Origin of the sequence: Pseudooceanicola onchidii, assembly GCF_004959925.1 — a bacterium.
Classification (GTDB): domain Bacteria; phylum Pseudomonadota; class Alphaproteobacteria; order Rhodobacterales; family Rhodobacteraceae; genus Pseudooceanicola; species Pseudooceanicola onchidii.
Genome location: NZ_SPUW01000001.1, coordinates 789,100 through 814,843, shown reverse-complemented (window position 1 = coordinate 814,843; position 25,744 = coordinate 789,100). Strand labels below are relative to the sequence as shown.

30 protein-coding genes are annotated in these 25,744 nt (G+C 65.2%); all 30 read right to left on the bottom strand.

What is annotated here, in order from left to right; translation table 11 throughout:
* Positions 1-3: 3 nt before the first annotated feature.
* Positions 4-1,440 (bottom strand): NADH-quinone oxidoreductase subunit NuoN, encoded by a 1,437-nt coding sequence (gene nuoN, locus E4S58_RS03910; RefSeq protein WP_136634989.1) that lies wholly within the window; start codon positions 1,438-1,440, stop codon positions 4-6.
* Positions 1,441-1,451: 11 nt separating this feature from the next.
* On the bottom strand, positions 1,452-3,011 hold the full coding sequence (locus tag E4S58_RS03905) for an NADH-quinone oxidoreductase subunit M (RefSeq protein ID WP_136634988.1): 1,560 nt from the start codon (positions 3,009-3,011) through the stop codon (positions 1,452-1,454).
* Positions 3,011-5,140: an NADH-quinone oxidoreductase subunit L gene (gene nuoL, locus E4S58_RS03900; RefSeq protein WP_136634987.1), complete on the bottom strand. Its 2,130-nt coding sequence runs from the start codon at positions 5,138-5,140 to the stop codon at positions 3,011-3,013. The genes E4S58_RS03905 and nuoL overlap by 1 nt, the downstream gene beginning before the upstream one ends.
* Before the next feature lie 4 nt (positions 5,141-5,144).
* On the bottom strand, positions 5,145-5,450 hold the full coding sequence (gene nuoK / locus E4S58_RS03895) for an NADH-quinone oxidoreductase subunit NuoK (protein WP_136634986.1): 306 nt from the start codon (positions 5,448-5,450) through the stop codon (positions 5,145-5,147).
* A gap of 11 nt (positions 5,451-5,461) precedes the next feature.
* Positions 5,462-5,587: a hypothetical protein gene (locus E4S58_RS18080; RefSeq protein WP_276605899.1), complete on the bottom strand. Its 126-nt coding sequence runs from the start codon at positions 5,585-5,587 to the stop codon at positions 5,462-5,464.
* Positions 5,587-6,192 carry an NADH-quinone oxidoreductase subunit J gene (locus tag E4S58_RS03890; RefSeq protein ID WP_136634985.1) on the bottom strand — a complete coding sequence of 202 codons (606 nt, stop codon included), beginning with the start codon at positions 6,190-6,192 and terminating at the stop codon, positions 5,587-5,589. Before E4S58_RS03890 ends, E4S58_RS18080 begins: the two co-directional genes overlap by 1 nt.
* On the bottom strand, positions 6,189-6,611 hold the full coding sequence (locus E4S58_RS03885) for a carboxymuconolactone decarboxylase family protein (protein ID WP_136634984.1): 423 nt from the start codon (positions 6,609-6,611) through the stop codon (positions 6,189-6,191). Before E4S58_RS03885 ends, E4S58_RS03890 begins: the two co-directional genes overlap by 4 nt.
* 33 nt (positions 6,612-6,644) lie before the next feature.
* Positions 6,645-7,139, bottom strand: a complete 495-nt coding sequence (gene nuoI / locus E4S58_RS03880; protein WP_136634983.1) for an NADH-quinone oxidoreductase subunit NuoI — start codon at positions 7,137-7,139, stop codon at positions 6,645-6,647.
* A gap of 7 nt (positions 7,140-7,146) precedes the next feature.
* Positions 7,147-8,181, bottom strand: coding sequence for an NADH-quinone oxidoreductase subunit NuoH (gene nuoH, locus E4S58_RS03875; RefSeq protein ID WP_136634982.1), 1,035 nt, complete (start codon positions 8,179-8,181; stop codon positions 7,147-7,149).
* A 6-nt stretch (positions 8,182-8,187) separates the two neighbouring features.
* Complete coding sequence (locus tag E4S58_RS03870) at positions 8,188-8,589, bottom strand: hypothetical protein (RefSeq protein ID WP_420821275.1); 402 nt, start codon at positions 8,587-8,589, stop codon at positions 8,188-8,190.
* Positions 8,589-10,613, bottom strand: a complete 2,025-nt coding sequence (nuoG, locus tag E4S58_RS03865) for an NADH-quinone oxidoreductase subunit NuoG (RefSeq protein ID WP_136634980.1) — start codon at positions 10,611-10,613, stop codon at positions 8,589-8,591. The genes E4S58_RS03870 and nuoG overlap by 1 nt, the downstream gene beginning before the upstream one ends.
* Positions 10,614-10,734: 121 nt before the next feature.
* On the bottom strand, positions 10,735-11,139 hold the full coding sequence (locus E4S58_RS03860; protein WP_136634979.1) for a DUF5333 domain-containing protein: 405 nt from the start codon (positions 11,137-11,139) through the stop codon (positions 10,735-10,737).
* 163 nt (positions 11,140-11,302) lie between these two features.
* Positions 11,303-11,659 carry a hypothetical protein gene (locus tag E4S58_RS03855; protein ID WP_136634978.1) on the bottom strand — a complete coding sequence of 119 codons (357 nt, stop codon included), beginning with the start codon at positions 11,657-11,659 and terminating at the stop codon, positions 11,303-11,305.
* A 64-nt stretch (positions 11,660-11,723) separates the two neighbouring features.
* Positions 11,724-12,194: a hypothetical protein gene (locus E4S58_RS03850; protein WP_136634977.1), complete on the bottom strand. Its 471-nt coding sequence runs from the start codon at positions 12,192-12,194 to the stop codon at positions 11,724-11,726.
* The gene (gene nuoF / locus E4S58_RS03845) at positions 12,191-13,477 is read right to left on the bottom strand and encodes an NADH-quinone oxidoreductase subunit NuoF (protein ID WP_136634976.1); all 1,287 of its coding nucleotides are present in this window, start codon (positions 13,475-13,477) and stop codon (positions 12,191-12,193) included. Before nuoF ends, E4S58_RS03850 begins: the two co-directional genes overlap by 4 nt.
* A gap of 23 nt (positions 13,478-13,500) precedes the next feature.
* Entirely contained in the window at positions 13,501-13,728 is a 228-nt protein-coding gene (locus tag E4S58_RS03840; RefSeq protein ID WP_136634975.1) for a DUF5337 domain-containing protein, read from the bottom strand.
* 8 nt (positions 13,729-13,736) lie between these two features.
* A complete protein-coding gene (locus E4S58_RS03835) occupies positions 13,737-14,519 on the bottom strand; it encodes a hypothetical protein (protein ID WP_136634974.1) in 783 nt (260 codons plus the stop codon).
* Between the two features lie 22 nt (positions 14,520-14,541).
* Positions 14,542-15,849 carry an NADH-quinone oxidoreductase subunit E gene (locus E4S58_RS03830; RefSeq protein ID WP_136634973.1) on the bottom strand — a complete coding sequence of 436 codons (1,308 nt, stop codon included), beginning with the start codon at positions 15,847-15,849 and terminating at the stop codon, positions 14,542-14,544.
* On the bottom strand, positions 15,849-16,124 hold the full coding sequence (locus tag E4S58_RS03825; RefSeq protein WP_240789450.1) for a hypothetical protein: 276 nt from the start codon (positions 16,122-16,124) through the stop codon (positions 15,849-15,851). The genes E4S58_RS03830 and E4S58_RS03825 overlap by 1 nt, the downstream gene beginning before the upstream one ends.
* On the bottom strand, positions 16,121-17,341 hold the full coding sequence (locus E4S58_RS03820; protein ID WP_136635823.1) for an NADH-quinone oxidoreductase subunit D: 1,221 nt from the start codon (positions 17,339-17,341) through the stop codon (positions 16,121-16,123). The genes E4S58_RS03825 and E4S58_RS03820 overlap by 4 nt, the downstream gene beginning before the upstream one ends.
* 34 nt (positions 17,342-17,375) lie before the next feature.
* The gene (locus E4S58_RS03815; protein ID WP_136634972.1) at positions 17,376-17,771 is read right to left on the bottom strand and encodes a nuclear transport factor 2 family protein; all 396 of its coding nucleotides are present in this window, start codon (positions 17,769-17,771) and stop codon (positions 17,376-17,378) included.
* Positions 17,768-18,370 (bottom strand): NADH-quinone oxidoreductase subunit C, encoded by a 603-nt coding sequence (locus E4S58_RS03810; RefSeq protein WP_136634971.1) that lies wholly within the window; start codon positions 18,368-18,370, stop codon positions 17,768-17,770. The genes E4S58_RS03815 and E4S58_RS03810 overlap by 4 nt, the downstream gene beginning before the upstream one ends.
* Before the next feature lie 6 nt (positions 18,371-18,376).
* Complete coding sequence (locus E4S58_RS03805; RefSeq protein ID WP_136634970.1) at positions 18,377-18,910, bottom strand: NuoB/complex I 20 kDa subunit family protein; 534 nt, start codon at positions 18,908-18,910, stop codon at positions 18,377-18,379.
* Complete coding sequence (locus E4S58_RS03800; protein ID WP_136634969.1) at positions 18,901-19,266, bottom strand: NADH-quinone oxidoreductase subunit A; 366 nt, start codon at positions 19,264-19,266, stop codon at positions 18,901-18,903. Before E4S58_RS03800 ends, E4S58_RS03805 begins: the two co-directional genes overlap by 10 nt.
* Before the next feature lie 404 nt (positions 19,267-19,670).
* A complete protein-coding gene (locus E4S58_RS03795; protein ID WP_136634968.1) occupies positions 19,671-20,456 on the bottom strand; it encodes a crotonase/enoyl-CoA hydratase family protein in 786 nt (261 codons plus the stop codon).
* A 103-nt stretch (positions 20,457-20,559) separates the two neighbouring features.
* A complete protein-coding gene (locus tag E4S58_RS03790; RefSeq protein WP_136634967.1) occupies positions 20,560-21,420 on the bottom strand; it encodes a hydroxymethylglutaryl-CoA lyase in 861 nt (286 codons plus the stop codon).
* A complete protein-coding gene (locus E4S58_RS03785) occupies positions 21,421-22,086 on the bottom strand; it encodes a glutathione S-transferase family protein (protein WP_136634966.1) in 666 nt (221 codons plus the stop codon). It lies immediately after the preceding gene.
* Positions 22,083-22,742, bottom strand: a complete 660-nt coding sequence (locus E4S58_RS03780) for a glutathione S-transferase family protein (RefSeq protein WP_136634965.1) — start codon at positions 22,740-22,742, stop codon at positions 22,083-22,085. The genes E4S58_RS03785 and E4S58_RS03780 overlap by 4 nt, the downstream gene beginning before the upstream one ends.
* Complete coding sequence (locus E4S58_RS03775) at positions 22,739-24,676, bottom strand: acetyl/propionyl/methylcrotonyl-CoA carboxylase subunit alpha (protein ID WP_136634964.1); 1,938 nt, start codon at positions 24,674-24,676, stop codon at positions 22,739-22,741. Before E4S58_RS03775 ends, E4S58_RS03780 begins: the two co-directional genes overlap by 4 nt.
* A 46-nt stretch (positions 24,677-24,722) precedes the next feature.
* Positions 24,723-25,685, bottom strand: coding sequence for an NAD(P)H-dependent flavin oxidoreductase (locus E4S58_RS03770; protein WP_136634963.1), 963 nt, complete (start codon positions 25,683-25,685; stop codon positions 24,723-24,725).
* Positions 25,686-25,744 lie beyond the last annotated feature (59 nt).

Here is a 25,744-nt window from a genome sequence, read left to right as displayed (position 1 = left end):
GGCTTAGTTCACCAGCGATGCGGCGGCGGCCTGGGCCATGCCGTCGACACCGAAAAGGTTCAACACACCCAGCACCATCACCGCGGCCGAGGCCATCAGAAGCCCCCAGAGCAGCGGCGACCGGCCGCTGTCGATCTGCGATCCTTCCGACCCGAAGTACATGAAGAACACGATCCGCAGGTAGTAGTAGGCGCCGATGGCCGAAGCGACTGCCGAGAGGGCCACCAGCCAGACCAGGTCCGCGCCAATGCCCGCCTGCCAGACACCCAGCTTGGCGAAGAAGCCCAGCATCGGCGGCACGCCGGCAAGGCTGAACAGAAGCACCAGCATCGCCAGGGCGCGGGCCGGATCGGTCCGGGCATAGAGGTTGAGCGACCCGATATCGACCACCGGCTCCCCGTCGCGCTGCATCGACAGGATGAAGGCGAAGGTGCCGATGTTCATGGTCACGTAGATCGCGAGGTAGGTCAGCATGGCGCTGACTCCCTGTTCGGTGCCCGAGGCGAGGCCGATCAGGGCATAGCCCATGTGCGCGATCGAGGAATAGGCCATCAGGCGCTTGATGTTGGTCTGGCCGATGGCGGCGATGGCGCCAAGGAACATCGACAGGACGGACATCAGGGCGACGATCTGCTGCCAGTCGCCGACGATGCCGCCGAAGGCGTCGTACATCACGCGGGCAAACAGGCCCATGGCGGCGACCTTGGGGGCGGTGGCGAAGAAGGCGGTGATCGGGGTCGGCGCACCCTCGTAGACGTCCGGGGTCCACATGTGGAAGGGCACGGCCGAGACCTTGAAGGCAAGGCCCGCCAGCATGAAGACCACGCCGAAGAGCAGGCCAAGCGCCGCGCGCCCCTCGCCCGCCGCCGTCACGATGCCCGAGAAAAGCGTGGTGCCCGAGAAGCCGTAGACCAGCGATGCGCCGTAAAGCAGCATGCCCGAGGACAGCGCGCCGAGGACGAAGTACTTGAGCCCCGCTTCTGTCGACCGGACGGAATCCCGCCGCAACGATGCGACGACGTAAAGCGCCAGCGACTGCAGCTCGAGCCCCATGTAGAGCGTCATCAGGTCTCCGGCAGAGACCATGACCATCATCCCGACGGACGCCAGGGCCACCAGCACCGGGTATTCAAAGCGCAGGATGCCGCGCCGCTCCATGTACTCCTGCCCCATGATGAGGACGAGCGCGCCGGACAGCAGCAGCGTCACCTTGGCGAAGCGCGCGAAGGCGTCGTCGACGAACATGCCGCCGAAGGCGGGGTTCGTCCCCTCGCCCGTCGTGGCGATCCAGAGCGCCAGCAGGCCCATGACGCCCGCGGTGATCCAGGTCAGGGCCGGGGCCATCTTGTCCTTGCCGGTATAGACCGCCGCCAGAAGCGCCAGCATGGCAAAACCGGACAGCAGGATTTCCGGCAGGATGGTGTTGAGATCCGTGGTCATGTCCGGTCCCCTCAGTGCGACGCAGCCGCGTCGGCGTGCATCGTGTCGCCCAGCCTGTCGGCATTGGCGAGCGCGGTTTCATGGTTTTCGATCAGGGCCGAGACGGACGGCCCGATCACGTCGGTCACGAGGCTCGGGTAGACACCGAGCAGCAGGGTCATGGCGACGAGCGGGGCAAAGATCCACTTTTCGCGGGCGGTCATGTCGGTGATCGACTTGAGGCTTTCCTTGATCAGGTCGCCCATGACGACCCGGCGGTACAGGAACAGCGCATAGGCCGCCGACAGGATGACGCCCGAGGTGGCCACGGCGGCGACCCAGGTGTTGACCTGGAAGATGCCCATCAGGGTCAGGAATTCCCCGATGAACCCGCTGGTGCCCGGCAGGCCGACGTTGGCCATGGTGAAGAGCATGAAGATCATCGCGTAGGCTGGCATCTTGTTCACCAGTCCACCGTAGGCCTCGATGTCGCGGGTGTGCATCCGGTCATAGATCACGCCGACGCAGAGGAAGAGAGCGCCCGAGATGAAGCCGTGGCTCAGCATCTGGAAGATCGCGCCATCAATGCCCTGCTGGTTCGCCGCGAAGATGCCCATGGTGACGTAACCCATGTGCGCGACGGACGAATAGGCAATGAGCTTTTTCATGTCCTCCTGCACCAGCGCGACGAGCGAGGTGTAGACGATGGCGATGGCCGACATCCACAGGACCAGCGGCGTCATCACGTCGGACCCCACGGGGAACATCGGCAGAGAGAACCGCAGGAAGCCATAGCCGCCCATCTTCAGCAGGATCGCCGCCAGCACGACCGACCCGGCGGTCGGCGCCTGCACGTGCGCGTCCGGAAGCCAGGTATGGACCGGCCACATCGGCATCTTGACCGCGAAGCTGGCGAAGAAGGCGATGAACAGAAGCGTCTGCATGCCGCCGATGATCTGGATGCCGAGCAGGCTGAAGGTCTCGGACCCGAACTCATGCGCCAGCAGCGTCGGGATGTCGGTGGTGCCCGCGTCGGCATACATCGCGACCATGGCCACCAGCATCAGGACCGACCCGAGGAAGGTGTAGAGGAAGAACTTGAAGGACGCGTAGATCCGGTTCGCCCCGCCCCAGATGCCGATGATCAGGAACATCGGGATCAGGCCTGCCTCGAAGAAGAGGTAGAAAAGCACCATGTCCAGCGCCATGAACACGCCCAGCATCAGCGTTTCCAGCAGCAGGAAGGCGATCATGTATTCCTTGACGCGGGTGTTGACGCCCCAGGACGCCGCGATGGTCAGCGGCATCATGAAGGTGGTCAGCATCACGAAGAGGACCGAGATTCCGTCGACGCCCATCTTGTACTTCAGGCCCATCAGCCAGTCGCGTTCCTCGACGAACTGGAAGCCGGTGTTGGCGCTGTCGAAGCCCGCCAGGATGAAAAGCGAGATCAGGAAGGTCATCACCGTCGCAATCAGCGCGACCCACTTGGCATTGCGCTGGCCTGCCGGGTCCTCTCCTCGCAGGAAGACCGCGAGGATCAGGGCCGCGATGGCCGGCAGGAAGGTGACGATAGAGAGAAGGTTGCTCATTATTCCGCCCCTCCGCCGATCGTCATCCAGGTCACGAAGACCGCGATGCCGATGACCATGGCAAATGCATAGGTGAAGATGTAGCCCGACTGCGCCCGGCCCGCGAGGCGGGTGAAGAAGGGGATGATCCCCATGGCGACGCCGTTGATGCCGCCGTCGATGGTCTTCTCATCCCCGCGCTTCCACAGGGTGCGGCCGATCCAGAAGGCGGGCCGCACGAAGATGAAATCGTAGATCTCGTCAAAGTACCACTTGTTCAGCAGGAACAGGTACAGCGGCCGGTTGGTTTCGGCGACACGCGCCGGCATCGACGGGTTCCAGATGTAGAACCAAAGCGCGGTGACGAACCCGATGAGCATGGCGATGAAGGGGCTGACCTTCACCCAGGTCGGGGCATGGTGCGCCTCGTCCATGACGTGGTTGTCCGGCGACATGAAGATCGCGCCCTGCGGTGCCATGCCGGAATGACCTTCGGCCAGGTCGGTCACATGCGCGGCTTCGGTGCCGTGATCCCCGGCCGCGTCGGTCCCATGGTCCGCAGCGGCGGTGTCGGCGTGACCGTCTGTTTCGGCGTGGCCTTCGCTGGCCTCGTGATGGGCCGGAATGCCGAAGAAGGCGTTGACCTTGTTGTGGTCCCCGAAGAACGACCCGTACCAGATCATGCCCGCGAAGATCGCCCCAAGCGACAACACGCCAAGCGGGATCAGCATGACCGTCGGGCTTTCATGCGCGTGATCATGCGTGTGCTTGTCGCCGCGCGGCTCGCCGTAGAAGGTCAGGAAGATCAGACGCCAGGAGTAGAAGGACGTGAAGAGCGCCGCGATCACCAGCATCCAGAAGGCATAGCCCCCCGCCGTGCCGGCCCAGGCGCTCTCGATCACCGCGTCCTTGGACAGGAAGCCGGCAAAACCGATGTGGGTCAGCGGAATGCCGACGCCGGTGATGGCCAGCGTGCCGATCATCATCGCCCAGAAGGTATAGGGCAGTTTCTTGCGCAGACCGCCATAGTTCCGCATGTCCTGTTCGTGGTGCATCCCGTGGATGACCGACCCGGCGCCCAGGAAGAGCATCGCCTTGAAGAAGGCGTGGGTGAAAAGGTGGAACATCGCGACCGAATAGACGCCGACGCCGGCGGCCACGAACATGTAGCCCAGCTGCGAACAGGTCGAATAGGCGATGACGCGCTTGATGTCGTTCTGCACCAGGCCCACGGTGGCTGCAAAGAAGGCCGTGGTGGCACCGATGAAGGTGACGATCGACATGGCGTCGGGGGCGTATTCCATCAGCGGCGACATGCGGCAGACCAGGAAGACGCCCGCCGTGACCATGGTGGCCGCGTGGATCAGGGCCGACACCGGGGTCGGGCCTTCCATCGCGTCGGGAAGCCAGGTGTGCAGCAGCAGCTGCGCCGACTTGCCCATGGCGCCGATGAACAGCAGCAGCGCCAGGATCTCGGTCGCGTCGAAGGACCAGGACAGGAAGTGCAGGTTCTGACCGGCAAGGTCGGGCGCGGCGGCAAAGATGTCGTCCAGCATGATGCTGTCGGTCAGGTAGTAGAGACCGAAGATGCCAAGCGCGAAGCCGAAGTCGCCCACGCGGTTCACGATGAACGCCTTCATGGCAGCCGCGTTGGCCGAGGGCTTGCGGTAGTAGAACCCGATCAGCAGGTAGGATGCGACGCCCACCCCTTCCCAGCCGAAGAACATCTGGACCAGGTTGTCCGAGGTCACCAGCATCAGCATGGCGAAGGTGAAGAACGACAGGTAGGCGAAGAAACGGGCGCGATAGCTGTCCTCGCCCTCGCGGAAGTTGTCGTCATGCGCCATGTAGCCGAAGCTGTAGAGGTGGACGAGCGCCGAGACGGTGGTGACGACGATCAGCATGATCGAGGTCAGCCGGTCCAGCCGGATCCCCCATGAGGTCGAGAGCGAGCCGCTCTCGATCCAGCGCAGCAGTTCGATGTGCTGGGTTTCGGGCCCGTGGCTCAGGAAGGTGACCCAGGACAGGAAACACGACAGGAACAGCAGCCCGGTGGTGATCCACTGGGCGCCACGGATCGACACGACCCGCCAGCCAAGGCCCGCGATGAGGGCGCCGAGAAGAGGTCCGAAGAGGATGATCTGAAGCATCGGCTCAGCCTTTCATCACGTTGACGTCTTCGACCGCGATCGTGCCGCGGTTGCGGAAGAAGCAGACGAGGATGGCAAGGCCGATCGCGGCCTCGGCGGCGGCGACCGTCAGCACGAACAGGGTGAACACCTGCCCGGCGAGATCGCCGAGGAAAGACGAGAAGGCGACAAGGTTGATGTTCACCGCAAGCAGCATCAGTTCGATGCTCATCAGCAGGATGATGACGTTCTTGCGGTTCAGGAACAGCCCGAAGATGCCGATGACGAATAGCGCGGCGGCCACCGTCAGGTAATGTTCGATCCCAATCATTCCCAGTCCCCTCAGACCTTCGAGTTTCTTCTTTTCCAAAGCCGGTGCCCGGCCCAGAAGCAGGCGACCTTGGCCGCCCAGAGTGCCGCAACACCGCCGTAGCCCAGCTTGGCCACGACGAGCGCCACGAGTTCCATCAGAGCCCCTGCCCGGGCTTGACGTCTTTCAGTTCCATCGACTTCGCCGGGTCGCGCCACATCTGCGCCAACACGTTCTGGCGCTTGACGTCGGTGCGGTGGCGCAGGGTCAGGACGATGGCGCCAATCATGGCGACCAGCAGGATCAGGCCCGACAGCTGGAACAGCAGGAAGTACTGGTCGTAGATCAGCAGGCCCAACCCTTGCGTGTTCTCGCCCTGCGGCATGATGGCCAGGCGGTTGCCTTCGGCCGCGGCCGAGGCTTCCCAGGAGCCATACGCGAGGCCGAACTGCATCAGCAGGATGACCCCGATCAAAAGCGCCAGCGGCATGTAGCGGGCCATTTCGGCCTTCAGCGCGGCAAAGTCGACGTCCAGCATCATGACCACGAACAGGAACAGCACCGCGACCGCGCCGACGTAGACGATGATCAGCAGCATCGCCACGAATTCCGCACCCAGCAGCACGAACAGCCCCGCCGACGACAGGAAGGCCAGGATCAGCCAAAGCACCGAATGCACCGGGTTGCGGCTCATTACGGTGAACAGCCCGCCGACCAGTGTCGACATGGCGAACAGGTAAAAGGCCAGTGTGGTCACGGTCATGCCTCGTCCTCATCCTTCTGCGCGGCCTCGTGATCCTTGATCACGTCGTTCGCGATTTCGCCCGCCTTGGTCATGGCGGGCAGCCCGGCAAACATCGACATCTGCGCGATGCATTCACCGATTTCCTGTTTCGTCGCGCCCAGTTCCAGCAGGTGGCGGACGGTCATGCGGATCTGCGCTTCGGCCTGCGCGCCCTGCATGGTCAGCCCCGCCAGCGTCAGGTAAAGCCGCGTCTTTGCATCCAGCCCGCCGGTGTTGAAGGCGTTGCCGAAGGCCATCTCCATCCACTCCTTGGGCATGGTCGGCCAGAGGCTGTCGAACCCCTTGGGCGTGAAGGTCTCAAGCGCGGGGTTCATGGCTTTCACCATCTCCTGCGCCTGGCTCATCATCAGTTCGAACGGGGTCTTCGCGTCAGCCATGGGCGTTGTCCTTCATATGATGCCGGGGGGCGATCATCGGTACGGGGCGTCCAGTTCCAGGTTGCGGGCGATTTCGGCTTCCCAACGTTCGCCGTTGGCCAGCAGCTTTTCCTTGTCGTAGAACAGTTCCTCGCGGGTTTCGGTCGCGAATTCGAAGTTCGGGCCTTCGACGATGGCATCGACCGGGCAGGCTTCCTGGCAGAAGCCGCAGTAGATGCACTTGGTCATGTCGATGTCATAGCGCGTGGTCCGGCGGGATCCGTCCTCGCGCGGTTCGGCGTCGATGGTGATGGCCTGCGCGGGGCAGATCGCCTCGCAGAGCTTGCAGGCGATGCAGCGTTCTTCGCCGTTCGGATAGCGGCGCAGCGCATGTTCGCCACGGAAACGCGGGCTAAGCGGGCCCTTCTCATGCGGATAGTTCAGCGTGGCCTTGGGTTTGAAGAAGTACTTCAGCCCCATCTTGAAGCCCTGCCACACATCCCAGAGCAGGAAGTATTTCGCGGCTCGGTTGTAGTCGATCTGGGTCATTGCGTCCTCACATCAGCCAGCGGGCATAGGCCCCGCCGAAGAGTTCGAATTTGGCAAGGAAGGCGACGATCACCACCCAGGCAAGCGACAGCGGAAGGAAGACCTTCCAGCCGATCCGCATCAGCTGGTCATAGCGATAGCGCGGCACCACGGCCTTGGTCAGGGCGAAGATGAAGAAGACGAAGATCAGCTTCAGCACGAACCACAGCACGCCGTCCGGCAGGCCCGGGATCGGCGACAGCCAGCCGCCGAGGAACAGCAGCGACACCAGCGCGCACATCAGCACGATCGCCACGTATTCGCCGATCATGAACAGCAGGAAGGGCGTGGACGAATATTCGACCTGGTAGCCCGCGACAAGTTCGGATTCCGCCTCGGGCAGGTCGAAGGGCGGGCGGTTGGTTTCCGCCATGGCCGAGATGATGAAGAGGAACAGCATCGGGAAGTGCGGCAGCCAGTACCAGCTGAAGATCCCGTAGCGGCCATCCTGCGCGGCGACGATATCGCCGAAGTTCATCGACCCGGTCGAGATGATGACGCCGATGATAATCAGTCCGAGAGAGACCTCGTAAGAGATCATCTGCGCGGCGGACCGCAGCGAGCCGAGGAAGGGATATTTGGAGTTCGACGCCCAGCCGCCCATGATCACGCCGTAGACCTCGAGCGAGGAGACCGCGAAGACATAGAGGATCGCGACGTTGATGTCCGACAGGACCCAGCCGTCGTTGAAGGGGATCACGGCCCAGGCGATCATGGCCAGGACAAACGACAGCATCGGCGCAAGGAAGAAGACGAACTTGTCCGCGCCGGCCGGCACCACCACTTCCTTGGTGATGTACTTCAGGAAGTCCGCGAAGGACTGCAACAGCCCGAAGACACCCACGACGTTCGGCCCCTTGCGCAACTGCACGGCGGCCCAGACCTTGCGGTCGGCGTAAAGCAGGAAGGCCAGCGCCACCAGAAGCGGCACGACCACCAGCAAGACCTGACCGACCGTCAGAAGGAGGATGCCTAGGGGGTGAGTTGTAAAGAAGTCAGCCATAGGTCCTCACACCGTGGGTATTCCGTTGGATTTGCAGTTCTCGACCGTCACTTCGGCGTCGATCGTGCGCAGGCCGGCGGGGATCGCCGGCGAGATGGTATAAATCGCATCTGCCTGCCAGACGCCAGAAACTTCGGCGGTTTTCGTGCGCAGATGTCGCGCAAATCCGAAACCGCGGATCAGCGTGTACTGCGCGGCCGCGCATTCGGCATAATCGGCCACGTCCTGGCCGTCACGCGCGCCACGCATCTTGACGTGGAAGGCGACCAAGTCGTTGTCCAGAAGCCGCGTCTCGATTGCCCCGTAACTCGCCCCTGCGGGCGCAAGGGCCCGGGGCGCCGCGCGGGATACCTCCTGCGCGGTGCAGGCCGCCATAAGGCCGACCGCAGTTATGAGGGCGAAACGGATCACTCGGCCGCGACCTTCGGGTTGGCGCGGGCGGCGGCGTTGGACGACAGTTCGGCCATCACCTGGCTGGCGCGCGCGATCGGGTTGGACAGGTAGTGATCCTTGACCGCGTTCACGAAGCTTGCCTCGCCCAGCTTGGCGCTTGGCAGGGCGGACCAGTCGTTCGCGGGCACCTGGTCGATCTTCTTCAGGTGCGGCACGGCGGCGATCAGCGCCTTGCGCAGCTGCGCGAGGCTGTCGAAGGGCAGCGCCTCTCCGACCTCGGCGCTCAGCGCGCGCAGGATGGCCCAGTTCTCCTTGGCCTCGCCCGGGGCGAACCCGGCGCGCAATGCCAGCTGCGGACGGCCTTCGGTGTTCACGAAGAGCCCGTTTTCTTCCGTATAGGCGGCGCCCGGCAGGATCACGTCGGCGCGGTGTGCGCCGCGATCCCCGTGCGAACCCTGGTAGATCACGAAGGCACCGTCGGCGATTTCGACCTCGTCCGCGCCCAGGTTGTAGATCACCTCGGCCCCGTCGATGGCGGCCTTGAGGCCCCCGTCGGTCACCGCGCCCACGTCCATCGCGCCAACGCGCGCGGCGGCGGTGTGCAGGATCATCAGCTTGGCGCCCCGGGCTTCGGCAATTTCCATCGCGGCGGCCAGGACGGCGTCACCGTCCGCTTCGCGCAGGGCGCCCTGCCCCACGATCACGATGCCACGTTCGTCGTCACCCACGGGTTCGGACTTGGCGGTCTTCACATGGTCGGCCAGCGCGGCGCGGTCGGCGCCGAAGTGGTGGTAGTCGTAGGTCAGATCCTCGGCCGCGCCGATCACGCCGACCTGCGCGCCATTGATCCAGGCCTTGCGGATGCGGGCGTTCAGCACCGGCGCCTCGACGCGTGGGTTGGAGCCGATCAGCAGGATGCCATTGGCGCTGTCGATATCCTCGATCGTCGCGGTGCCGACATAGCCGGACCGGTTGCCCACGGGCAGCTTGGCGCCATCGGTGCGGCATTCGACGGTGCCGCCCAGACCTTCGATCATCTGCTTCAGCGCAAAGGCGGCTTCGACCGGTGCGAGATCCCCGACGAGGCCCGCGACCTTCTTGCCCTTCATCGCGGTCGCCGCGGCAGACAGCGCCTCGGGCCAGGAGGCCGGGCGCAACTTGCCGTTTTCGCGGATGTAGGGGCGGTCAAGCCGCTGGCGGCGCAGCCCGTCCCAGACAAAGCGCGTCTTGTCCGCGATCCATTCCTCGTTCACGCCGTCATGGTTGCGCGGCAGGATGCGCATGACTTCGCGGCCCTTGGTGTCCACCCGGATGTTGGACCCAAGCGCATCCATCACGTCGATGGTTTCGGTCTTGGTCAGCTCCCACGGCCGCGCGGTGAAGGCATAGGGTTTCGACACCAGCGCGCCAACCGGGCAGAGGTCGATGATGTTGCCCTGCAGGTTCGAATCCAGCGTCTGGTTCAGGTAGGATGTGATCTCGGCATCCTCGCCCCGGCCGGTCTGACCCATCTGCATGATGCCAGCGACCTCGGAGGTGAAGCGGACGCAGCGGGTGCAGGAAATGCAGCGGGTCATATGCGTCTCGACCAGCGGGCCGAGATCCAGATCGTCCGACGCGCGCTTGGGCTCGCGATAGCGCGAGAAGTCGACGCCATAGGCCATCGCCTGGTCCTGAAGGTCGCATTCGCCACCCTGGTCGCAGATCGGGCAATCCAGCGGATGGTTGATCAGCAGGAACTCCATCACCCCTTCGCGGGCCTTCTTGACCATGGGCGAGTTGGTCTTCACCACCGGCGGCTGGCCTTCCGGCCCCGGGCGCAGGTCACGCACCTGCATCGCGCAGGAGGCGGCGGGCTTCGGCGGGCCGCCCACGACTTCGACCAGGCACATGCGGCAGTTGCCCGCGATCGACAGGCGTTCGTGATAGCAGAAGCGCGGCACCTCGATCCCGGCCTGTTCACAGGCCTGGATAAGGGTCAGGGCCGGATCGACCTCGACCTCGTGGCCGTCGATGATGATCTTGCGCAGGTCAGACATGGTCTCTCACTTTGCTACTCGCCTTCCGATCCTCGGACCGGGGTTCTTTCGGTGCCCGGGCGCACGCGGCGCCGGGGCGGTTGTTCGGGTGCGGGCGGGGCCCGCGTGGATCCGTCCCGATCTACTTCAGGAAGGATCCGATCTGGCTGTTCGCCGCCATCTCCATCTGACCCAGCTTGCACAGGTCAGCGGGTTTCGCCGGGTCCAGCCCTTTTTCGCGCACATAGGCTTCGCCCTTGGCGCGGATCCGGGCCTTTTCCGCATCGCTTTTGCGATAGGCGTCGATTTCGGCCTTGGTATAGCCCATGCCCTTTGCCTGGCTGGCCAGTCCGAACAGGAAGTTCAGACCCTTGAGCGTGCGCGGGCTGATGCTGTCGCACTTGTCGCTGATCTCGATCGCCATCGCGACCGAGAACATCTGGTTGTCGATCTCGGGCACGTCGCGCAGCGGCACCTTGGCGGTCGCGGCTGTCGCGCCAAGCGCGAGGATCAGGCCCAGCATCGGGGCGGTGGTGGTCAGACGCATGGATGTCTCCCTTCGTTGCGGCGCAGGGTCGCCATCACGGCGACCCCATCTGCTGCGCAGATGGGATACAGGGTGCGTGTTATGCAATAACGCGCCCCATAACCGGTTGAAACACGCGGGGTTTTGCCGCCCGCGCGGGTCCGGTCCGGATGATATGCGCGGCTTAACGCCATCCGTCGCAGGTCCCCCTCAGGATCAGGTCGCCCTCGACGATCGGCAGCATGGCATCCTCGACCTCGGGCGATACCTCCCAGGTCATGTCGGACCGGCCGTACTGACGGATGCAGTATTCCGCCGCCTTGGCGCTCGCCGCCTGGCGCGCGCCGACCAGCGTCTTGCCTGCATCGCGGACATCGACGGTGAAATTCTGACGGTTGTCCTTGTCGCTCGAGGCCTTCACGCGAAAGTATGCCCCGTCATAGGCGACGCGATTGCCCCAGGGATTGCCCTTGCCCCCCCAGTTTCCGCAGGCCGACAGGGTGGTCGTGGTGATCAGCATCAGAACCAGCGCACGGATCATGCGGCTCCTCCTTCAAGGTCGGCGACCGGGGCCGCGAAACGTATTGCAAAGTCTGCAAAGCGGGTCATTTGCAAACCCCCAGCAGCACCCAGGCACCGCCCGTCAGATAACCCGTCCCGTAGTAGGCGGTCGATTCCGTACGCGCGGTTGTGCGGGCAATGGCCGCGGCCTTGGCCGGGGTCCAGCCGGGGCGATCCGCGCAACCGGCCGAGGCGGCGGCGCGGGCGTTTTCGTAATCGGCGCGCAGCATCGGCTGGCCGTCCAGACGGCTGATCCGCAGGCCCGGCACACCACCATCGGGGATGGTGAACGGAGCCGACACGCCGGGGCCATAGACCCAGGCATCCGCCGCCGCGCCGGGGGGCGAGGCCAGCGGCAGGAAGGCGACGCGATAGGCGCCTTCGGTGATATGCACCTCGGTCTCGCCGGACACGCGGTTCTGCCAGTTCTCGCGCATGGTCTGCGCGGAACAGCCTGCCAGCGCCACGGCCAGCGCGGCACCGACAAGCAGGGATATGCGGGTGCGACGGATCACTTGGCTGCCACCGCCGGGCGTTTGGTCTTCACCCGGTCTTCGATCACGTCACGGAAGTTGCGGATCAGGCCCTGGATGGGCCATGCGGCCGCGTCGCCAAGGGCACAGATCGTGTGGCCTTCGACCTGTTTGGTCACGTCCCAGAGCATGTCGATTTCTTCCACGCTCGCCTCGCCCTTCACCAGGCGTTCCATCACGCGCATCATCCAGCCGGTACCTTCGCGGCAGGGCGTGCACTGGCCGCAGCTTTCGTGCTTGTAAAACTTGGCCAGCCGCCAGATCGCCTTGATGATGTCGGTCTGCTTGTCCATCACGATCACCGCCGCCGTGCCCAGGCCCGAGCCCAGTTCGCCGCGCAGGTAGTCGAAGTCCATGATGGCGTCTTTCATCTTTTCCCCGCGCACGCAGGGAACGGACGATCCGCCGGGGATCACGGCCAGCAGGTTGTCCCAGCCGCCCCGGATGCCGCCGCAATGCTTGTCGATCAGCTCTTCAAAGGTGATCGACATCGCCTCTTCGACGACGCAGGGGTTGTTGACGTGGCCCGAGATTGCGAACAGCTTGGTGCCCGCGTTGTTTTCACGGCCAAAACCCGCGAACCAGTCGGCGCCACGACGCAGGATGGTGGGTGCGACGGCGATGGATTCCACGTTGTTCACCGTGGTCGGGCAGCCATAAAGGCCGGCACCTGCCGGGAACGGCGGCTTCATCCGGGGCATGCCCTTCTTGCCTTCAAGGCTTTCCAGCAGCGCGGTTTCTTCACCACAGATATAGGCGCCGGCCCCGTGGTGCAGGTAGAGGTCGAAGTCCCAGCCGGACTTGGCGGCGTTCTTGCCCAGAAGGCCCGCGTCATAGCATTCGTCGATGGCGGCCTGCAGCGCCTCGCGCTCGCGGATGTATTCGCCGCGCAGGTAGATATAGCAGGCATGCGCGTTCATCGCGAAGGATGCGATCAGGCAGCCCTCGATCAGCGTGTGCGGATCGTGGCGCATGATTTCCCGGTCCTTGCAGGTGCCGGGTTCGGATTCATCCGCGTTCACAACCAGATAGGCCGGGCGACCATCGGATTCCTTGGGCATGAAGGACCACTTGAGGCCGGTCGGGAAGCCCGCACCACCACGCCCCCGCAGACCGGAGGCCTTCATCGTGTCGATGATCCAGTCGCGGCCCTTCTTGATGATGCCGGCGGTGCCATCCCAATGACCACGGGCCTGGGCGCCCTTCAGCGTCCGGTCATGCATCCCGTAGATGTTGGTGAAGATGCGATCTTCGTCCTTGAGCATGCTCTACCCTTTATCCTTGGCCTTCAGTCTTGGCCGCTGTCGCCCTGACGGGCGCGCCAGATTTGCAAGATGACCACCAGCGCCCAGACAAAGGCGGCGATGGCCATGAGATCGATGAGAAACGCGAAGCGCAGCGGGACACCCAGCTGTTCACGCAGGAATTGCCCCGCGATCCAGAAGACCATGGCACCGGCGATGACCAGGGCGACCACCCTGCTCTTCCTGGCTATGATTGCGTCTCGGTCCTGCATCACGTCACTCAGTACACGTCGCCCTTGCCGACGCGCTTGGAAAATTCGGTTTCGCCGCCTGCGGCAAGCTGCGCGGCCTGATCGACCCAGTTGTCTCGGCTGACGCGGCCCTTGAAGCCCTTGAGGTTCTGATCGACCCAGGCCACTTCCTCTCCGCTCCAGGCGGCGATCTGGTCAAAGTGGTAATAGCCCATCTCGTTCAACATCACTTCAAGTTTGGGGCCGACGCCCTTGATTTTCTTCAGGTCATCCGCCTTGCCATCCCGCGCCGCGTCCAATGCTGCCGGGCGGCTGCCCGCGCCGTCGGTCGCTGCCGGGGTCGGCGCGGCGACGGGCGCCGGTTCGGGCATGGGCGCAGGGGCCGGTTCGGGCTTGGGCGCAGGGGCCGGTTCGGGCTTGGGCGCGGGTGCCGCGACGACTTCGGGCTCCGACGGCGTATCCACGGGGGCCGGTGCGGCGGGCGTCTCGGCGGGGGCCGGTGTCGCCTTTGCGGGGGCCACGTCTGCCGGTGTCACCGCTGCGGTTGCGCTGGCAGATGCCGAGGCCGCGGGCGTTGCCGTCGGGGCGTGATCGGAGGCTTCCGTGTCGGCTTTCGTGTCTGCTTTCGTGTCGGTGCCCTCACCGGGGCACAGGAACATCGTGAAGAAGAACCCGAGCACGATGGCAACGGCCACGCCGATGACGATGGAGCCGAAGAATTCGACGGTGCCGAAGATGAGAATGACAAGGAACACGAGAGCGCCAAGCGCCGCCGCGGCAATCCAGCTGTTACGTTTGCAGTCCTGTCCCATTCTCTATCCCCTTGGTGTCACATCAATCGTCGTAAACGCCGCCCTGCTTGACGCGTTCGGCAAAATCCGTCGTGCCACCAGCCGAGAGAACCTTGGCCTGATCGATCCACTGGTCGCGGCTGGCGCGGCCCTTGAAGCCTTTCAGGTTCTGGTCGATCCAGGCAAGCTCGGCCCCGCCCCATTCGGCGATCTGGCCAAAATGATAGACGCCCAGGCTATGGCACAGCTGTTCCAGCGACGGACCGATGCCCTTGATCAGCTTCAGGTCGTCTGCACCGCCGTCAAGCGGGGCCTTCAGCCCGCGCGGCTTGGTGCCCTCTCCTGCGGCGGCGGTGACGCTGGCCGGGGCGTCCATCGCGGCGGCGGCGGCATCCAGCGTGTCAGCCGAAGGCGCTTCGGCATAGGCGGTCTTGCCGGACTTGGCGGGTTTCGCCGCCTTGCCAGCCTTGGCCGGTTCGTCCTTGGACACGGGCTTGGCCTGGCTCGAGGCCTGCGCTTCCTGTTCGGTCGTTCCGGTGGCGTCTGCGGGTTCGGATTCTGCCGGGCGCGGTTCGGATTTGGCCTTCTTCGCCGCGACGGCCTCGCTCACCCTGGTGCTGCCCGACGCTTTGTCGGCCTTGGGCTTGCCCTGCCAGGGCGTCAGCAGCGGCACCTCGGTGCCATCGATGCGCTTGACCGTATCCCCAATGTCGACCGCCAGCGCGGCCGAGGCGTTGTATTGCGTCCGGCCGCTTTCGTATTCGGTCAGGGACGTCAGCCCCTTGAGCGGTTCGGCCGCGAACCGGCCGTTCTGCGGGCCCGGAACCGGCACCTTGCCCTCGGCCAGTTCCGACAGGATTTCCTTCAGCCGGTCGACCGTCAGGTCTTCGTAGTAATCCTTGCCGATCTGGGCCATCGGCGCGTTGGCGCAGGCGCCCAGGCATTCGACCTCTTCCCACGAAAACTTGCCGTCCGCCGACAGGGCGTGGGGCTTTTCGTGGATCATCTCCTTGCAGACGCCCACCAGGTCCTCGGCGCCGCAGATCATGCACGACAGGGTGCCGCAGATCTGGATATGCGCAACGGATCCAACAGGTTGCAGCTGGAACATGAAGTAGAAAGTCGCCACCTCGAGCGCGCGGATATAGGCCATGCCCAGCATGTCCGCGATATGTTCGATCGCGGGGCGGGTCAGCCAGCCTTCCTGTTCCTGCGCGCGCCACAGCAGCGGGATGATCGCGCTGGCCTGGCGGCCTTCGGGGTACTTGGTCATCTGCGCTTCGGCCCAGGCCTGGTTGGCGGGCGTGAAGGCAAAGCTATCGGGTTGCTCTGGGTGCAGGCGACGCAGCATCAGGCACAGGCTCCGGTCATCAGTTGGACGGTGCCATCAGGCAGCTTCTTGGCCTGCTTGTTGGCAATCTTGAAGGCGGTCATTTCCAGCACCTGCTCACGGGTCATGCCCGTCTGCAGTTCCACGGGAAGATAATCCTTTTCGGACCGCAGGTTGCAGCCGATTGACGCGACGGCGGCATCATAGGCGGTCACGGCATCGCCCGGCACACCCTGGGGCGGCATGGCGCAGGCGGCGGTCAGGCCAAGGACGGGCAACAGAAAGAATGTCTTCACCGGTCGATCTCTCCGAACACGATATCCATGGTGCCGATGATGGCGGCGACATCGGCCAGCTGGTGGCCGGTGGCGATGTAGTCCATCGCCGCAAGGTGCGGATAGCCCGGCGCGCGCAGCTTGGCGCGGTAGGGTTTGTTGGTGCCGTCGGACACGATGTAGACGCCGAATTCGCCCTTGGGGGCCTCGACCGCCGCATAGACCTGACCTTCGGGCACCTTGAAGCCTTCGGTGTAGAGCTTGAAGTGGTGGATCAGCGCCTCCATCGAGGTCTTCATCTCACCCCGTTTCGGCGGCGTGATCTTGCCCCGGGCCAGCACGTCGCCCTGCCCTTCCGGCGCGCGCAGCTTGTCGATGCACTGCTGCATGATCGCGGCGGACTGGCGCATTTCCTCGACCCGGCACAGGTACCGGTCGTAGCAATCGCCGTTCTTGCCGACCGGGATCTGGAAGTCGAATTCGTCATAGCATTCATAGGGTTGCGCACGGCGCAGATCCCAGGCCAGACCCGACCCGCGCACCATCACGCCTGAAAAGCCGTACATCTGGATGTCGTCTTCGGTGACGACGCCGATGTCGACGTTGCGCTGCTTGAAGATGCGGTTTTCGGTCAGCAGGTTGCCGAGATCGTCGATGAAGCTGAGGAACGGCGGGATCCAGGCCTCGATGTCGTCGATCAGCTCGGGCGGGAGATCCTGATGCACGCCACCGGGGCGGAAATAGGCGGCGTGCAGACGCGCGCCACAGGCCCGTTCGTAGAAGATCATCAGGTCTTCACGCTGTTCGAACCCCCAGAGCGGCGGCGTCAGCGCACCCACGTCCATCGCCTGCGTGGTGACGTTCATGAGGTGGTTCAGGATACGGCCGATTTCGCAGAACAGCACCCGGATCAGCGAGGCGCGGCGGGGCACTTCGACGCCCGTCAGCTTCTCGATGGCCAGGCACCAGGCGTGTTCCTGGTTCATCGGCGCCACGTAATCGAGCCGGTCGAGATAGGGCAGGTTCTGCAGGTAGGTCCGGCTTTCCATCAGCTTTTCGGTGCCACGGTGCAGCAGGCCGACATGCGGGTCGCAACGTTCGACCACCTCGCCGTCCAGCTCAAGCACCAGGCGCAGAACGCCGTGGGCCGCAGGGTGCTGCGGACCGAAGTTGAGATTGAAGTTGCGGATCTTCTGCTCGCCCGTCTGGGCGTCGCCGAACTGGTTGGAGCCGTCCATCATGTCTTGTCGCCTCCGAAGCGAAGTTGCATCCTCAGTCCTCCAGCGCCGGGCCGTCGGCCACGCGGAAAAGCTTGGTCATCAGGCGCCATGCGCCGTCGACGCGCAGAAAGCCCAGCTGGTCGGTGTAGACGCGCGGCGGCACCGTCACGTCCAGCTTGACCTGCGCCATGTCGGGGCCCGACAGATCGACCGAATGGACATCAAAGCGGGGCTCACCGGGAAAGGCATCGCGTCCGCCGATCCGGGCGACGAAGGCCGCCTTGTCGATGCAGCGCGCGCCGCCGTCCTGGCCGACCCACTGCATCAGGAACCGGTCGTGGCACAGGGTATCAACCGCTGCGCCGTCGCCAAAGTGCAGCGCGTGGCAATAGTCCGTGATCGCCTGGTCAAGCGCCGGATCTGCAATGCGAATTGGCCCGTCCATCATTTCTGGGCTTCCTTCTTCTCATCCCCCGGCAGCACGTATTTCGCGCCTTCCCAGGGGGACATGAAATCGAACTGGCGGTATTCCTGCGTCAGCTTCACCGGCTCATAGACGACGCGCTTGGCGGTTTCGTCATAGCGCACCTCGGTGTAGCCGGTCGTCGGGAAATCCTTGCGCAGCGGGTAGCCGCGGAAGCCGTAGTCGGTCAGAAGACGGCGCAGGTCCGGGTGGCCCGAGAAGATGATCCCGAACATGTCGAAGACCTCGCGCTCGTACCAGTTGGCGCTTGGGTGGACCTCGGTGATCGATGGCACCATCTCGTCCTCGCGGACCGAGACGCGCAGGCGGATGCGGTGGTTCTGGTACATCGACAGGAAATGGTAGATCACGTCGAAGCGCTTGGCCCGTTCGGGATAGTCCACCCCCGTGATGTCGACCAGAGTCGAGAAGCGGCAGGTCGCGTCGGTCTTCAGGAATTCGACAAAGCCCGCGACGTTCGCGGGTGTCACATCGACCGTCAGCTCACCAAGCGTCACGTCCCAGGACAGCACGCAGTCCGGGCGCTTGAGCTCGATATGGGCACCAAGTTCGTTCATCGGCATCGCGGGTTACCTCGTGATCGTGCCGGTGCGGCGGATTTTGCGGGCCAGCTGCATGATCCCGTACAGAAGCGCCTCGGCGGTCGGGGGGCATCCGGGGACATAGATGTCCACGGGCACGATCCGGTCGCAGCCGCGCACCACGGAATAGCTGTAGTGATAATAGCCGCCGCCGTTCGCGCAGGATCCCATCGAGATCACATAGCGCGGCTCCGGCATTTGGTCATAGACCTTGCGCAGCGCGGGGGCCATCTTGTTGGTCAGCGTGCCCGCGACGATCATCACGTCGGACTGGCGCGGAGAGGCCCGCGGCGCGATGCCGAAGCGTTCGGCGTCGTAGCGCGGCATCGAGGTGTGCATCATCTCGACCGCGCAGCAGGCGAGGCCAAAGGTCATCCAGTGCAGCGACCCGGTGCGCGCCCAGTTGATCAGATCCTCGGTCGAGGTCAGCAGGAACCCCTTGTCCTGCAGTTCGCGGTTCAGGGCCTGCGTGGCATAGTCCTTGTCCGCGGCCGCGGTGTTCACGGCGGTGCTTATTGCCATTCCAGCGCCCCTTTCTTCCATTCGTAGGCGAAGCCGATCGTCAGCACGCCGAGGAAGACCATCATCGACCAGAAGCCGACCATGGAGATGTCCTTGAAGGCCACGGCCCAGGGAAAGAGCATCGCGATCTCGAGATCGAAGATGATGAAGAGGATCGAGACGAGGTAGAACCGGACGTCGAATTTCATCCGCGCGTCATCGAAGGCGTTGAACCCGCATTCATAGGCCGAAACCTTCTCGGGGTCCGGATTGCGGACCGCAACGATGATGGCGGCGAAGATGAAAACAAGGCCCAGGGCAACGGCGACGGCAAGGAAAACGAGAATGGGGAGATATTCCCTGAGCATCTCTTCCACGTGGATAGCTCCTTTCCTGAGGGCTGGACAGGTGTTTATGACCTGTCCGGGCTGATTGGGGTTTACTCCTGCCCCTTGTCAGGGTCAACCAAACCCGGTGATATTCACTTTGCGGAATGTAGTGCCCGCGATCCGTCCGGTCCACCTAAGCTTTCGTGGGTTTCCACGAGGTTACGAACGAAATTCCGATTCTTTCTGTCGACTTTTTCGTGGCGGTGGCAGTGCGGTCTGCGGCATGATGCGGCACCGGTCAGTCCCGATCATCGCGTCTGGCGCGGCAGGTTAAGGCGCGCCGCCTCTGGGCCATTGTGCCGCGACGGCGCCCGTGCCCGGGATCCCTAGACGTCAGGCGTCGTCAGCGATGCCGAAAACCGTGACCGCGCAGGTCGCCCGGGCCCGACCGCCTAGCTCTGCCAACTTGGCTTGGTCTTGTCGAAGAAGGCGCCGATTCCCTCTTTCGCCTCGGGGCCGTCCCAGCAGGCGACCAGTTCTCCGATCGATTGCTCGATGACCTCGGGCGTGATCGGCGGGCCAAGGTGGCGCAGAAGCGCCTTGGCGCGCGCAACGGCGAGGGGGGCGGTCTGCAGGTAGGGCAGAACCTCGGCCTCGATGGCGTCGTCCAGATCGTCCGCGGCGACGGCGCGGGCCAGCAGACCCAGCTCGACCGCCTCCGGGCCCTTGAAGGGGCGGCCGGACATGAAGACGCGGCGGGCGCGGGCCTCGCCCATGCGGGCAGCGACGTAGGGGCCGATGGTGGCGGGGATCAGGCCCAGCTTGGTTTCGGTCAGCGCCATGGTAACCTCGGTCGTGCCGATGGCCACGTCGCAGACGGCGGCCATGCCAACCCCGCCGCCAAAGGCATTGCCCTGCACGCGGCCGATCACCGGCTTGGGGATCAGGTTGATCGCCTGCAGCATGTAGGCAAGCGCCCCGGCCTCTTTCGCGCGGGTTTCGGGCGTGGCGTCGAACTGGTCGCGCATCCAGCCCAGATCGCCACCGGCGCAGAAGGTCCGGCCCTTCGCCGCCAGGATCACCACGCGCACCGTATCGTCCCGGCCCAAGGCCTCGGCCGCGTCGTGGATGTCGCGGATCATCTGCGCGCTCATGGCGTTGTGCTTTTCCGCGCGATCCAGCCAGAGCGTGGCGACGCCCCGGTCATCGCGGGTGATGGAAACGGTGGTGTCGGTCATGGGCTTGTCCTGTTCTTACTCTGGTGGTGGGGAGGTGGGGGAAACTCCACCCTACAGTGTCGCGTCCGGGGCCAGGGCGGTCGGGCCGGGCGTAGGGCGGGGTTCACCCCGCCTGCCCGCGCATCCGCCGCGCCATATCAGCGGCTTTCACCAGCACGTCGCGGTCCAGCCCCGTGTCATAGCCAAGCGTCGTCACGCGGTCATGCACGGCCTCGGTCGCGACGTTGCCAGCCGCCCCCGGCGCATAGGGACATCCCCCCAGACCACCGACCGCCGCGTCGAAGACTCGCAGGCCCTTTTCCAGCGACACCTCGATATTGGCCAGCGCCCGGCCACTTGTATCGTGGTAATGCCCCGCCAGCCGAGGCGCCGGGATCTCCTCAAGCACCGCGTCCAGCATGGCGGCGATGCTGTCGGGCGTGCCCTGCCCGATCGTGTCCCCGAGAGAGATCTCATAGCACCCCATGTCCCGCAGCGCCGCCGCGACCCGCGCCACGGCGCCCGGCGGCGTCGCGCCGTCATAGGGGCAGTCGGTCACGCAAGAGATATAGCCGCGGACCGGCAGGCCTTCCTCCATCGCCGCCTGCGCGACGGGGGCGAAGCGTTCCAGGCTTTCGGCGATCGAGGCGTTGATGTTGGCCTTAGAGAACCCTTCGGAGGCCGAGCCAAAGATCGCCACCTCGTCCGCGCCTGCGCGCACGGCGTCCTCGAACCCGCGCATGTTCGGCGTCAACGCGGCATAACGGACGCCTTTCGACCGGGTGATCCCGGCCAGAACCTCGGCCGATCCGGCCATCTGCGGCACCCACTTGGGGCTGACGAAGGAGGCGCATTCGATCCGCCGGAAGCCCGCGCGCGACAGCGTGTCGACCAACGCGATCTTCTCGGCCACGGGGATGTCGCGCTTTTCGTTTTGCAGCCCGTCGCGCGGGCCGACCTCGAAGATTTCGACGGGTCCGGTCATTCAGCCCTCCCAGGGCGGATAGAAATCCTGCTTGTAGATCCCCTGCCCCGGTTCGGGCAGCGACGCTTGGAACGCCGGGCGTTCGGCCAGGCGGTCGTACCACTTGGCGGTTTCGGGGTAGTCGTCGAGCTTTGCAAAGAAGCGACCCAGATAGACCGCCTGCCCGACCGCGATGTCGGCGGCGGAAAAGCCCGAGGTCAGCAGATAGTCGCGGTTTTCGACCGGAGTCGACAGGCGGCCTTCGATGGCGGCATAGCATTTGGACAGCCGCGCGGCCTCAAGCTTCATCACCGTGGGCGACCGCATGGCGTCATCGTAGATCGCAATGTGCTGCTGCGTCAGCGCCGCGCAATGCTGGGTCACGGTTTCCGCGAAATGCAGCCAGATCAGCCAGTCGGGCCGGTCCAGATCCCCAGCAAGACGCCCCAGCCCGCGTTCGGGATAGCGTTCGCACAGGATTTCGATCAACGCGCCGCTTTCGAAAAACGTGTCGCCGTCCATCTCGATCGAAGGCACGCGCCCGGCGGGCGAGATCACCAGGTAATCCGGCGCACGCAGGGACTTGTCGAAGGCATGGGGCACGATCTGATAGGGCACGCCCAGCTCTTCGAGCAGCCAGAGCACGCGCATGGATCGGGTCTGCGGCGTGTGGTGGAGTGTGATCACGCCTCCACCTCGTAGAAGTCCTTGCCCGGAAAGTTGCGTTCGCCGTCCATTGCCTTGGCCGCCTTGTGGGCCGGGCGATCCGCCATTCGCGCGATATAGGCCTGGATGTTTGGAAACTGCTCCAGCCGCACGTACCGCCCCGCGGCCGTCAGGGAAAACCCGTACATCGTGTCGGCGGCAGAAAACCCGCTGGCCAGGATGTGGTCCTGTCGGCCCAGAAGCGCTTCGATCGGGGCGAGCGTGGCGGCCAGCCGCTTGGCCTCGATCTTGACCACGGTGTCCGACCGGTCCTCGGGGTTGCGCAGGAAGATCCACTGCAGGTTCAGCCCGGCGATCAGGTGCCCGATGGTTTCCGAATAATGCATCGCCTCAAGGAACGGGATGCGTTCGGGATCACCCGGCGCGCGGCCCAGCCCATGTTCGGGGCGGGTGTCGCACAGGTATTCGGTGATCGCGCCGCTTTCATAGATCACCTCGCCGTCGATCTCGAGCGCGGGGATCCGCCCCGCAGGCGATTTGGACAGGAAATCCGGGCTGCGCATCGACCCGTCCTGGATCTTCCATTCCTTGATCTCCGGGGTGATCCCCATCTCTTGCAGCAGCCAGAGTATGCGGAATGATCGGGCGCCGGGGATGTGGTGCAGGATCGGGGTCATTCTTCCTCCTCGAGTCTGATGAGAGGCGCTCCGGCCTCGACCTGCGCACCTTCGTCCACCAGAACCTCGGCCACAACCCCGTCACGCGGGGCCAGAAGCCCGTGTTCCATCTTCATCGCCTCAAGCACCGCAAGGCGCGTCCCGGCGGTGACCGTGTCGCCCGCCTTGGCGTAAAGCGATTTGACGAGACCGGGCATCGGCGCCTCGATCAGGTTGCCGCCTGCGCCTGCCTCGGCCGCGCGATCCAGCGGGTCGATCAGCTCATACCCCTGCCCGTAGCCCGCGAAGACGGTGATCTTGTTGCCCTCGCGGTGATGGGCCGGGGCGGGCTGACCGTCGAGCATCCACTGCCCTGCGTGGGTCGCGGTGACGGTCGTGCCATCGGCCAGCGTGATCCGGTGGTCGGTGCCCGAGGCGCTGGCGATGGTCACCTCGATCTCCTCACCGCTGTGGCGCAGGGTCAGGCGGCGGGTCAACTCGCCCCAGATGGTGAAACCCGTCAGATCCCCCGGCGCGGCATCCAGCCCAAGCGCGACCATGGCCGCCCAGGCGGTGGTCTGCGGCGCAGCCAAGGGCGCGGCCGACAGCGCGTCGATGTCGCGCCCGATCAGCCCGGTGTCGACGTCGCCCCTGCCGAACCCGTCATGCGCGGCCAATGCGCCAAGGAAGGCCAGGTTCGTAACCGTACCGGCCACATGCGTATCAATCAGCGCCTTGGACAGCCGTTTCAGCGCGATGTCCCGGGTCGCCCCGTGGGTCACGATCTTGGCGATCATCGGGTCGTAATGCGGGCTGATCACATCGCCCGACCGCACGCCCGTGTCCGACCGCGCGCCCGACGGGAAGGCAAGATCGGCCAGCCGACCCGTGGCGGGCAGGAACCCTGCGGGCACGTCCTCGGCATACAGCCGCGCCTCAAACGCGTGGCCGGTGATCGTCAGCTCGTCCTGCTGTTTCGGCAGGGCTTCGCCGCTGGCCACCCGCAGCTGCCATTCCACCAGATCGACGCCGGTGATCGCCTCGGTCACCGGGTGTTCGACCTGCAGGCGGGTGTTCATCTCCATGAACCAGAAGCCATCGGGGCGCAGGCCGTTTGACCCGTCCACGATAAACTCGATCGTGCCCGCGCCCTTGTAGCCGATCGCTTCGGCCGCGCGCACGGCGGCCTCGCCCATGGCGGCGCGCATCTCTTCGGTCATCCCGGGGGCCGGCGCTTCCTCGATCACCTTCTGGTGGCGACGCTGCAGCGAACAGTCGCGTTCGAACAGATGCACCGCGCGGGTACCGTCGCCGAAGACCTGCACCTCGATATGGCGCGGTTTTTCCACGAACTTCTCGACCAGCACATCCGGGTTGCCAAAGGCCGTCTTGGCCTCTGACCGGGCGCTCGCCAGGGCATCGGCGAACGCGCCCGGCGCCTCGACCAGCCGCATCCCCTTGCCGCCGCCACCCGCCACGGCCTTGATCAGGACCGGATAGCCGATGTCATCGGCGGCCTTCGACAGCACGTCATCCGACTGGTCCGCCCCGTGATAGCCGGGCACCACCGGCACGCCCGCCTTTTCCATCAGCGCCTTAGCCGCATCCTTCAGCCCCATGGCGCGGATCGCCTTGGCCGAGGGGCCGATGAAGGTCAGCCCGGCGGCCTCCACCGCGTCCACGAAATCGGGGTTTTCCGACAGGAAGCCATAGCCCGGATGGATCCCCTGCGCCCCCGTGGCCTGCGCCGCGGCGATGATCGCATCGCCCCGCAGATAACTGTCCGCCGGAGCCGGGCCCCCGATATGCACCGCCTCGTCCGCCATGGCGACATGGCGCGCGCCCGCGTCCGCGTCGGAATAGACGGCCACGGTGCGCACGCCCAGGGCCCGCGCCGTGTCGATCACCCGGCAGGCGATCTCGCCCCGGTTCGCGATCAGGATCTTGTCGAACATCTGTCCTCCTCTCCGGGGCGGTCCCCCATGGAGCTCCTTGCAAATCTCATCTGTTCCAGCCGCCACCCAGCAGCGCCTCGGCCTCGGTCGCGATACGCGTGACGATCTCGCCCGCGCCGGGAATGTCGTGGATCAACCCCACGGCTTCGCCCGCGATCGGCGGCGCCACCGTGGTGTCGCCACTGGCAAAAGCCGTCGCATAAGCGTCGGGGATATCCCCACGCGCCCTCAGCCCCTCGGGGTCGTCCTGCCAGGTGCGAGTAAAGTCGTTCTCCACCGTGCGAATGGTGAAGGGCGCAGGCCAGTCGAGCCGCCGCGCGATGTCGGGCAGCGACGACCGGATCGTCTGATCGCCCCCCGCCGCCACTGCTGCCGCCTGCGTCGCCTCGTGCACCAGCGCCTCGCGACTGGCCCAAAGTCGCGTGCCCACCAGCACGCCGTCCGCCCCCAGCATCAGGGCCGCCGCCAGCCCGCGTCCGTCCGCGATCCCGCCGGCGGCCAGCAACAGCACCTCGGGCGCCTCGCGCGCCAGCAGGTCCGCAACCTCCGGCACCAGCGTCATCGTCGCACGGGTCGCCCCGTGCCCCCCGGCCTCGCCGCCTTGCGCCACGATCACCCGCGCTCCGGCCTCGATCGCCTCGCGGGCGTGGGCCAGCGTCTGCACCTGGCAGATCAGCGGCACACCCGCCGCCGCGATTTCCCCCGCAAAGGGGCGCGGATCGCCAAAGGACAGGAACAGCGCCGCCGGGTCATGCTCCAGCGCCCGGGTCAGCAGCTCGGGTCGTTCGGCCATCTTCCAGGTGATGAACCCGCAGCCGACCCGCGCATTGCCCGCATCGCGAAACGCGGTCTCGATCCAGTCGGGATCGCCATAGCCCCCGCCGATCAGGCCCAGCGCGCCCGCGCCGGTCACCGCCGCCGCCAGTGCCCCACCCGCGGCCAGCGCCATGGGGGCCGACACGATCGGATGCTCCAATCCGAAGGCCCGGGTCAGTCTGGTCTCGATCACGGTACAGTTCCTTCTTCTGGGTCCAAATACCTCGGGGGGCGTCCGAAGGACGGGGGGCA

Coding starts and splice junctions, on each gene's coding strand:
- E4S58_RS03815 (WP_136634972.1), bottom strand. CDS start 17,771: ATGATGGACGGGCCAATTCGCATTGCAGATCCGGCGCTTGACCAGGCG.
- nuoN (WP_136634989.1), bottom strand. CDS start 1,440: ATGACCACGGATCTCAACACCATCCTGCCGGAAATCCTGCTGTCCGGT.
- E4S58_RS03905 (WP_136634988.1), bottom strand. CDS start 3,011: ATGAGCAACCTTCTCTCTATCGTCACCTTCCTGCCGGCCATCGCGGCC.
- E4S58_RS03830 (WP_136634973.1), bottom strand. CDS start 15,849: ATGCTGCGTCGCCTGCACCCAGAGCAACCCGATAGCTTTGCCTTCACG.
- E4S58_RS03790 (WP_136634967.1), bottom strand. CDS start 21,420: ATGACCGGACCCGTCGAAATCTTCGAGGTCGGCCCGCGCGACGGGCTG.
- nuoH (WP_136634982.1), bottom strand. CDS start 8,181: ATGGCTGACTTCTTTACAACTCACCCCCTAGGCATCCTCCTTCTGACG.
- E4S58_RS03855 (WP_136634978.1), bottom strand. CDS start 11,659: ATGATCCGTGCGCTGGTTCTGATGCTGATCACCACGACCACCCTGTCG.
- E4S58_RS03885 (WP_136634984.1), bottom strand. CDS start 6,611: ATGGCTGACGCGAAGACCCCGTTCGAACTGATGATGAGCCAGGCGCAG.
- nuoL (WP_136634987.1), bottom strand. CDS start 5,140: ATGCTTCAGATCATCCTCTTCGGACCTCTTCTCGGCGCCCTCATCGCG.
- E4S58_RS03835 (WP_136634974.1), bottom strand. CDS start 14,519: ATGGGACAGGACTGCAAACGTAACAGCTGGATTGCCGCGGCGGCGCTT.
- E4S58_RS03805 (WP_136634970.1), bottom strand. CDS start 18,910: ATGGCAATAAGCACCGCCGTGAACACCGCGGCCGCGGACAAGGACTAT.
- E4S58_RS03860 (WP_136634979.1), bottom strand. CDS start 11,139: ATGCGTCTGACCACCACCGCCCCGATGCTGGGCCTGATCCTCGCGCTT.
- E4S58_RS03775 (WP_136634964.1), bottom strand. CDS start 24,676: ATGTTCGACAAGATCCTGATCGCGAACCGGGGCGAGATCGCCTGCCGG.
- E4S58_RS03780 (WP_136634965.1), bottom strand. CDS start 22,742: ATGACCCCGATCCTGCACCACATCCCCGGCGCCCGATCATTCCGCATA.
- E4S58_RS03810 (WP_136634971.1), bottom strand. CDS start 18,370: ATGCCGATGAACGAACTTGGTGCCCATATCGAGCTCAAGCGCCCGGAC.
- E4S58_RS03840 (WP_136634975.1), bottom strand. CDS start 13,728: ATGCAGGACCGAGACGCAATCATAGCCAGGAAGAGCAGGGTGGTCGCC.
- nuoK (WP_136634986.1), bottom strand. CDS start 5,450: ATGATTGGGATCGAACATTACCTGACGGTGGCCGCCGCGCTATTCGTC.
- E4S58_RS18080 (WP_276605899.1), bottom strand. CDS start 5,587: ATGGAACTCGTGGCGCTCGTCGTGGCCAAGCTGGGCTACGGCGGTGTT.
- nuoI (WP_136634983.1), bottom strand. CDS start 7,139: ATGACCCAGATCGACTACAACCGAGCCGCGAAATACTTCCTGCTCTGG.
- E4S58_RS03795 (WP_136634968.1), bottom strand. CDS start 20,456: ATGACCGACACCACCGTTTCCATCACCCGCGATGACCGGGGCGTCGCC.
- nuoF (WP_136634976.1), bottom strand. CDS start 13,477: ATGCTCAAGGACGAAGATCGCATCTTCACCAACATCTACGGGATGCAT.
- E4S58_RS03890 (WP_136634985.1), bottom strand. CDS start 6,192: ATGACCGTGACCACACTGGCCTTTTACCTGTTCGCCATGTCGACACTG.
- E4S58_RS03820 (WP_136635823.1), bottom strand. CDS start 17,341: ATGGACGGCTCCAACCAGTTCGGCGACGCCCAGACGGGCGAGCAGAAG.
- nuoG (WP_136634980.1), bottom strand. CDS start 10,613: ATGTCTGACCTGCGCAAGATCATCATCGACGGCCACGAGGTCGAGGTC.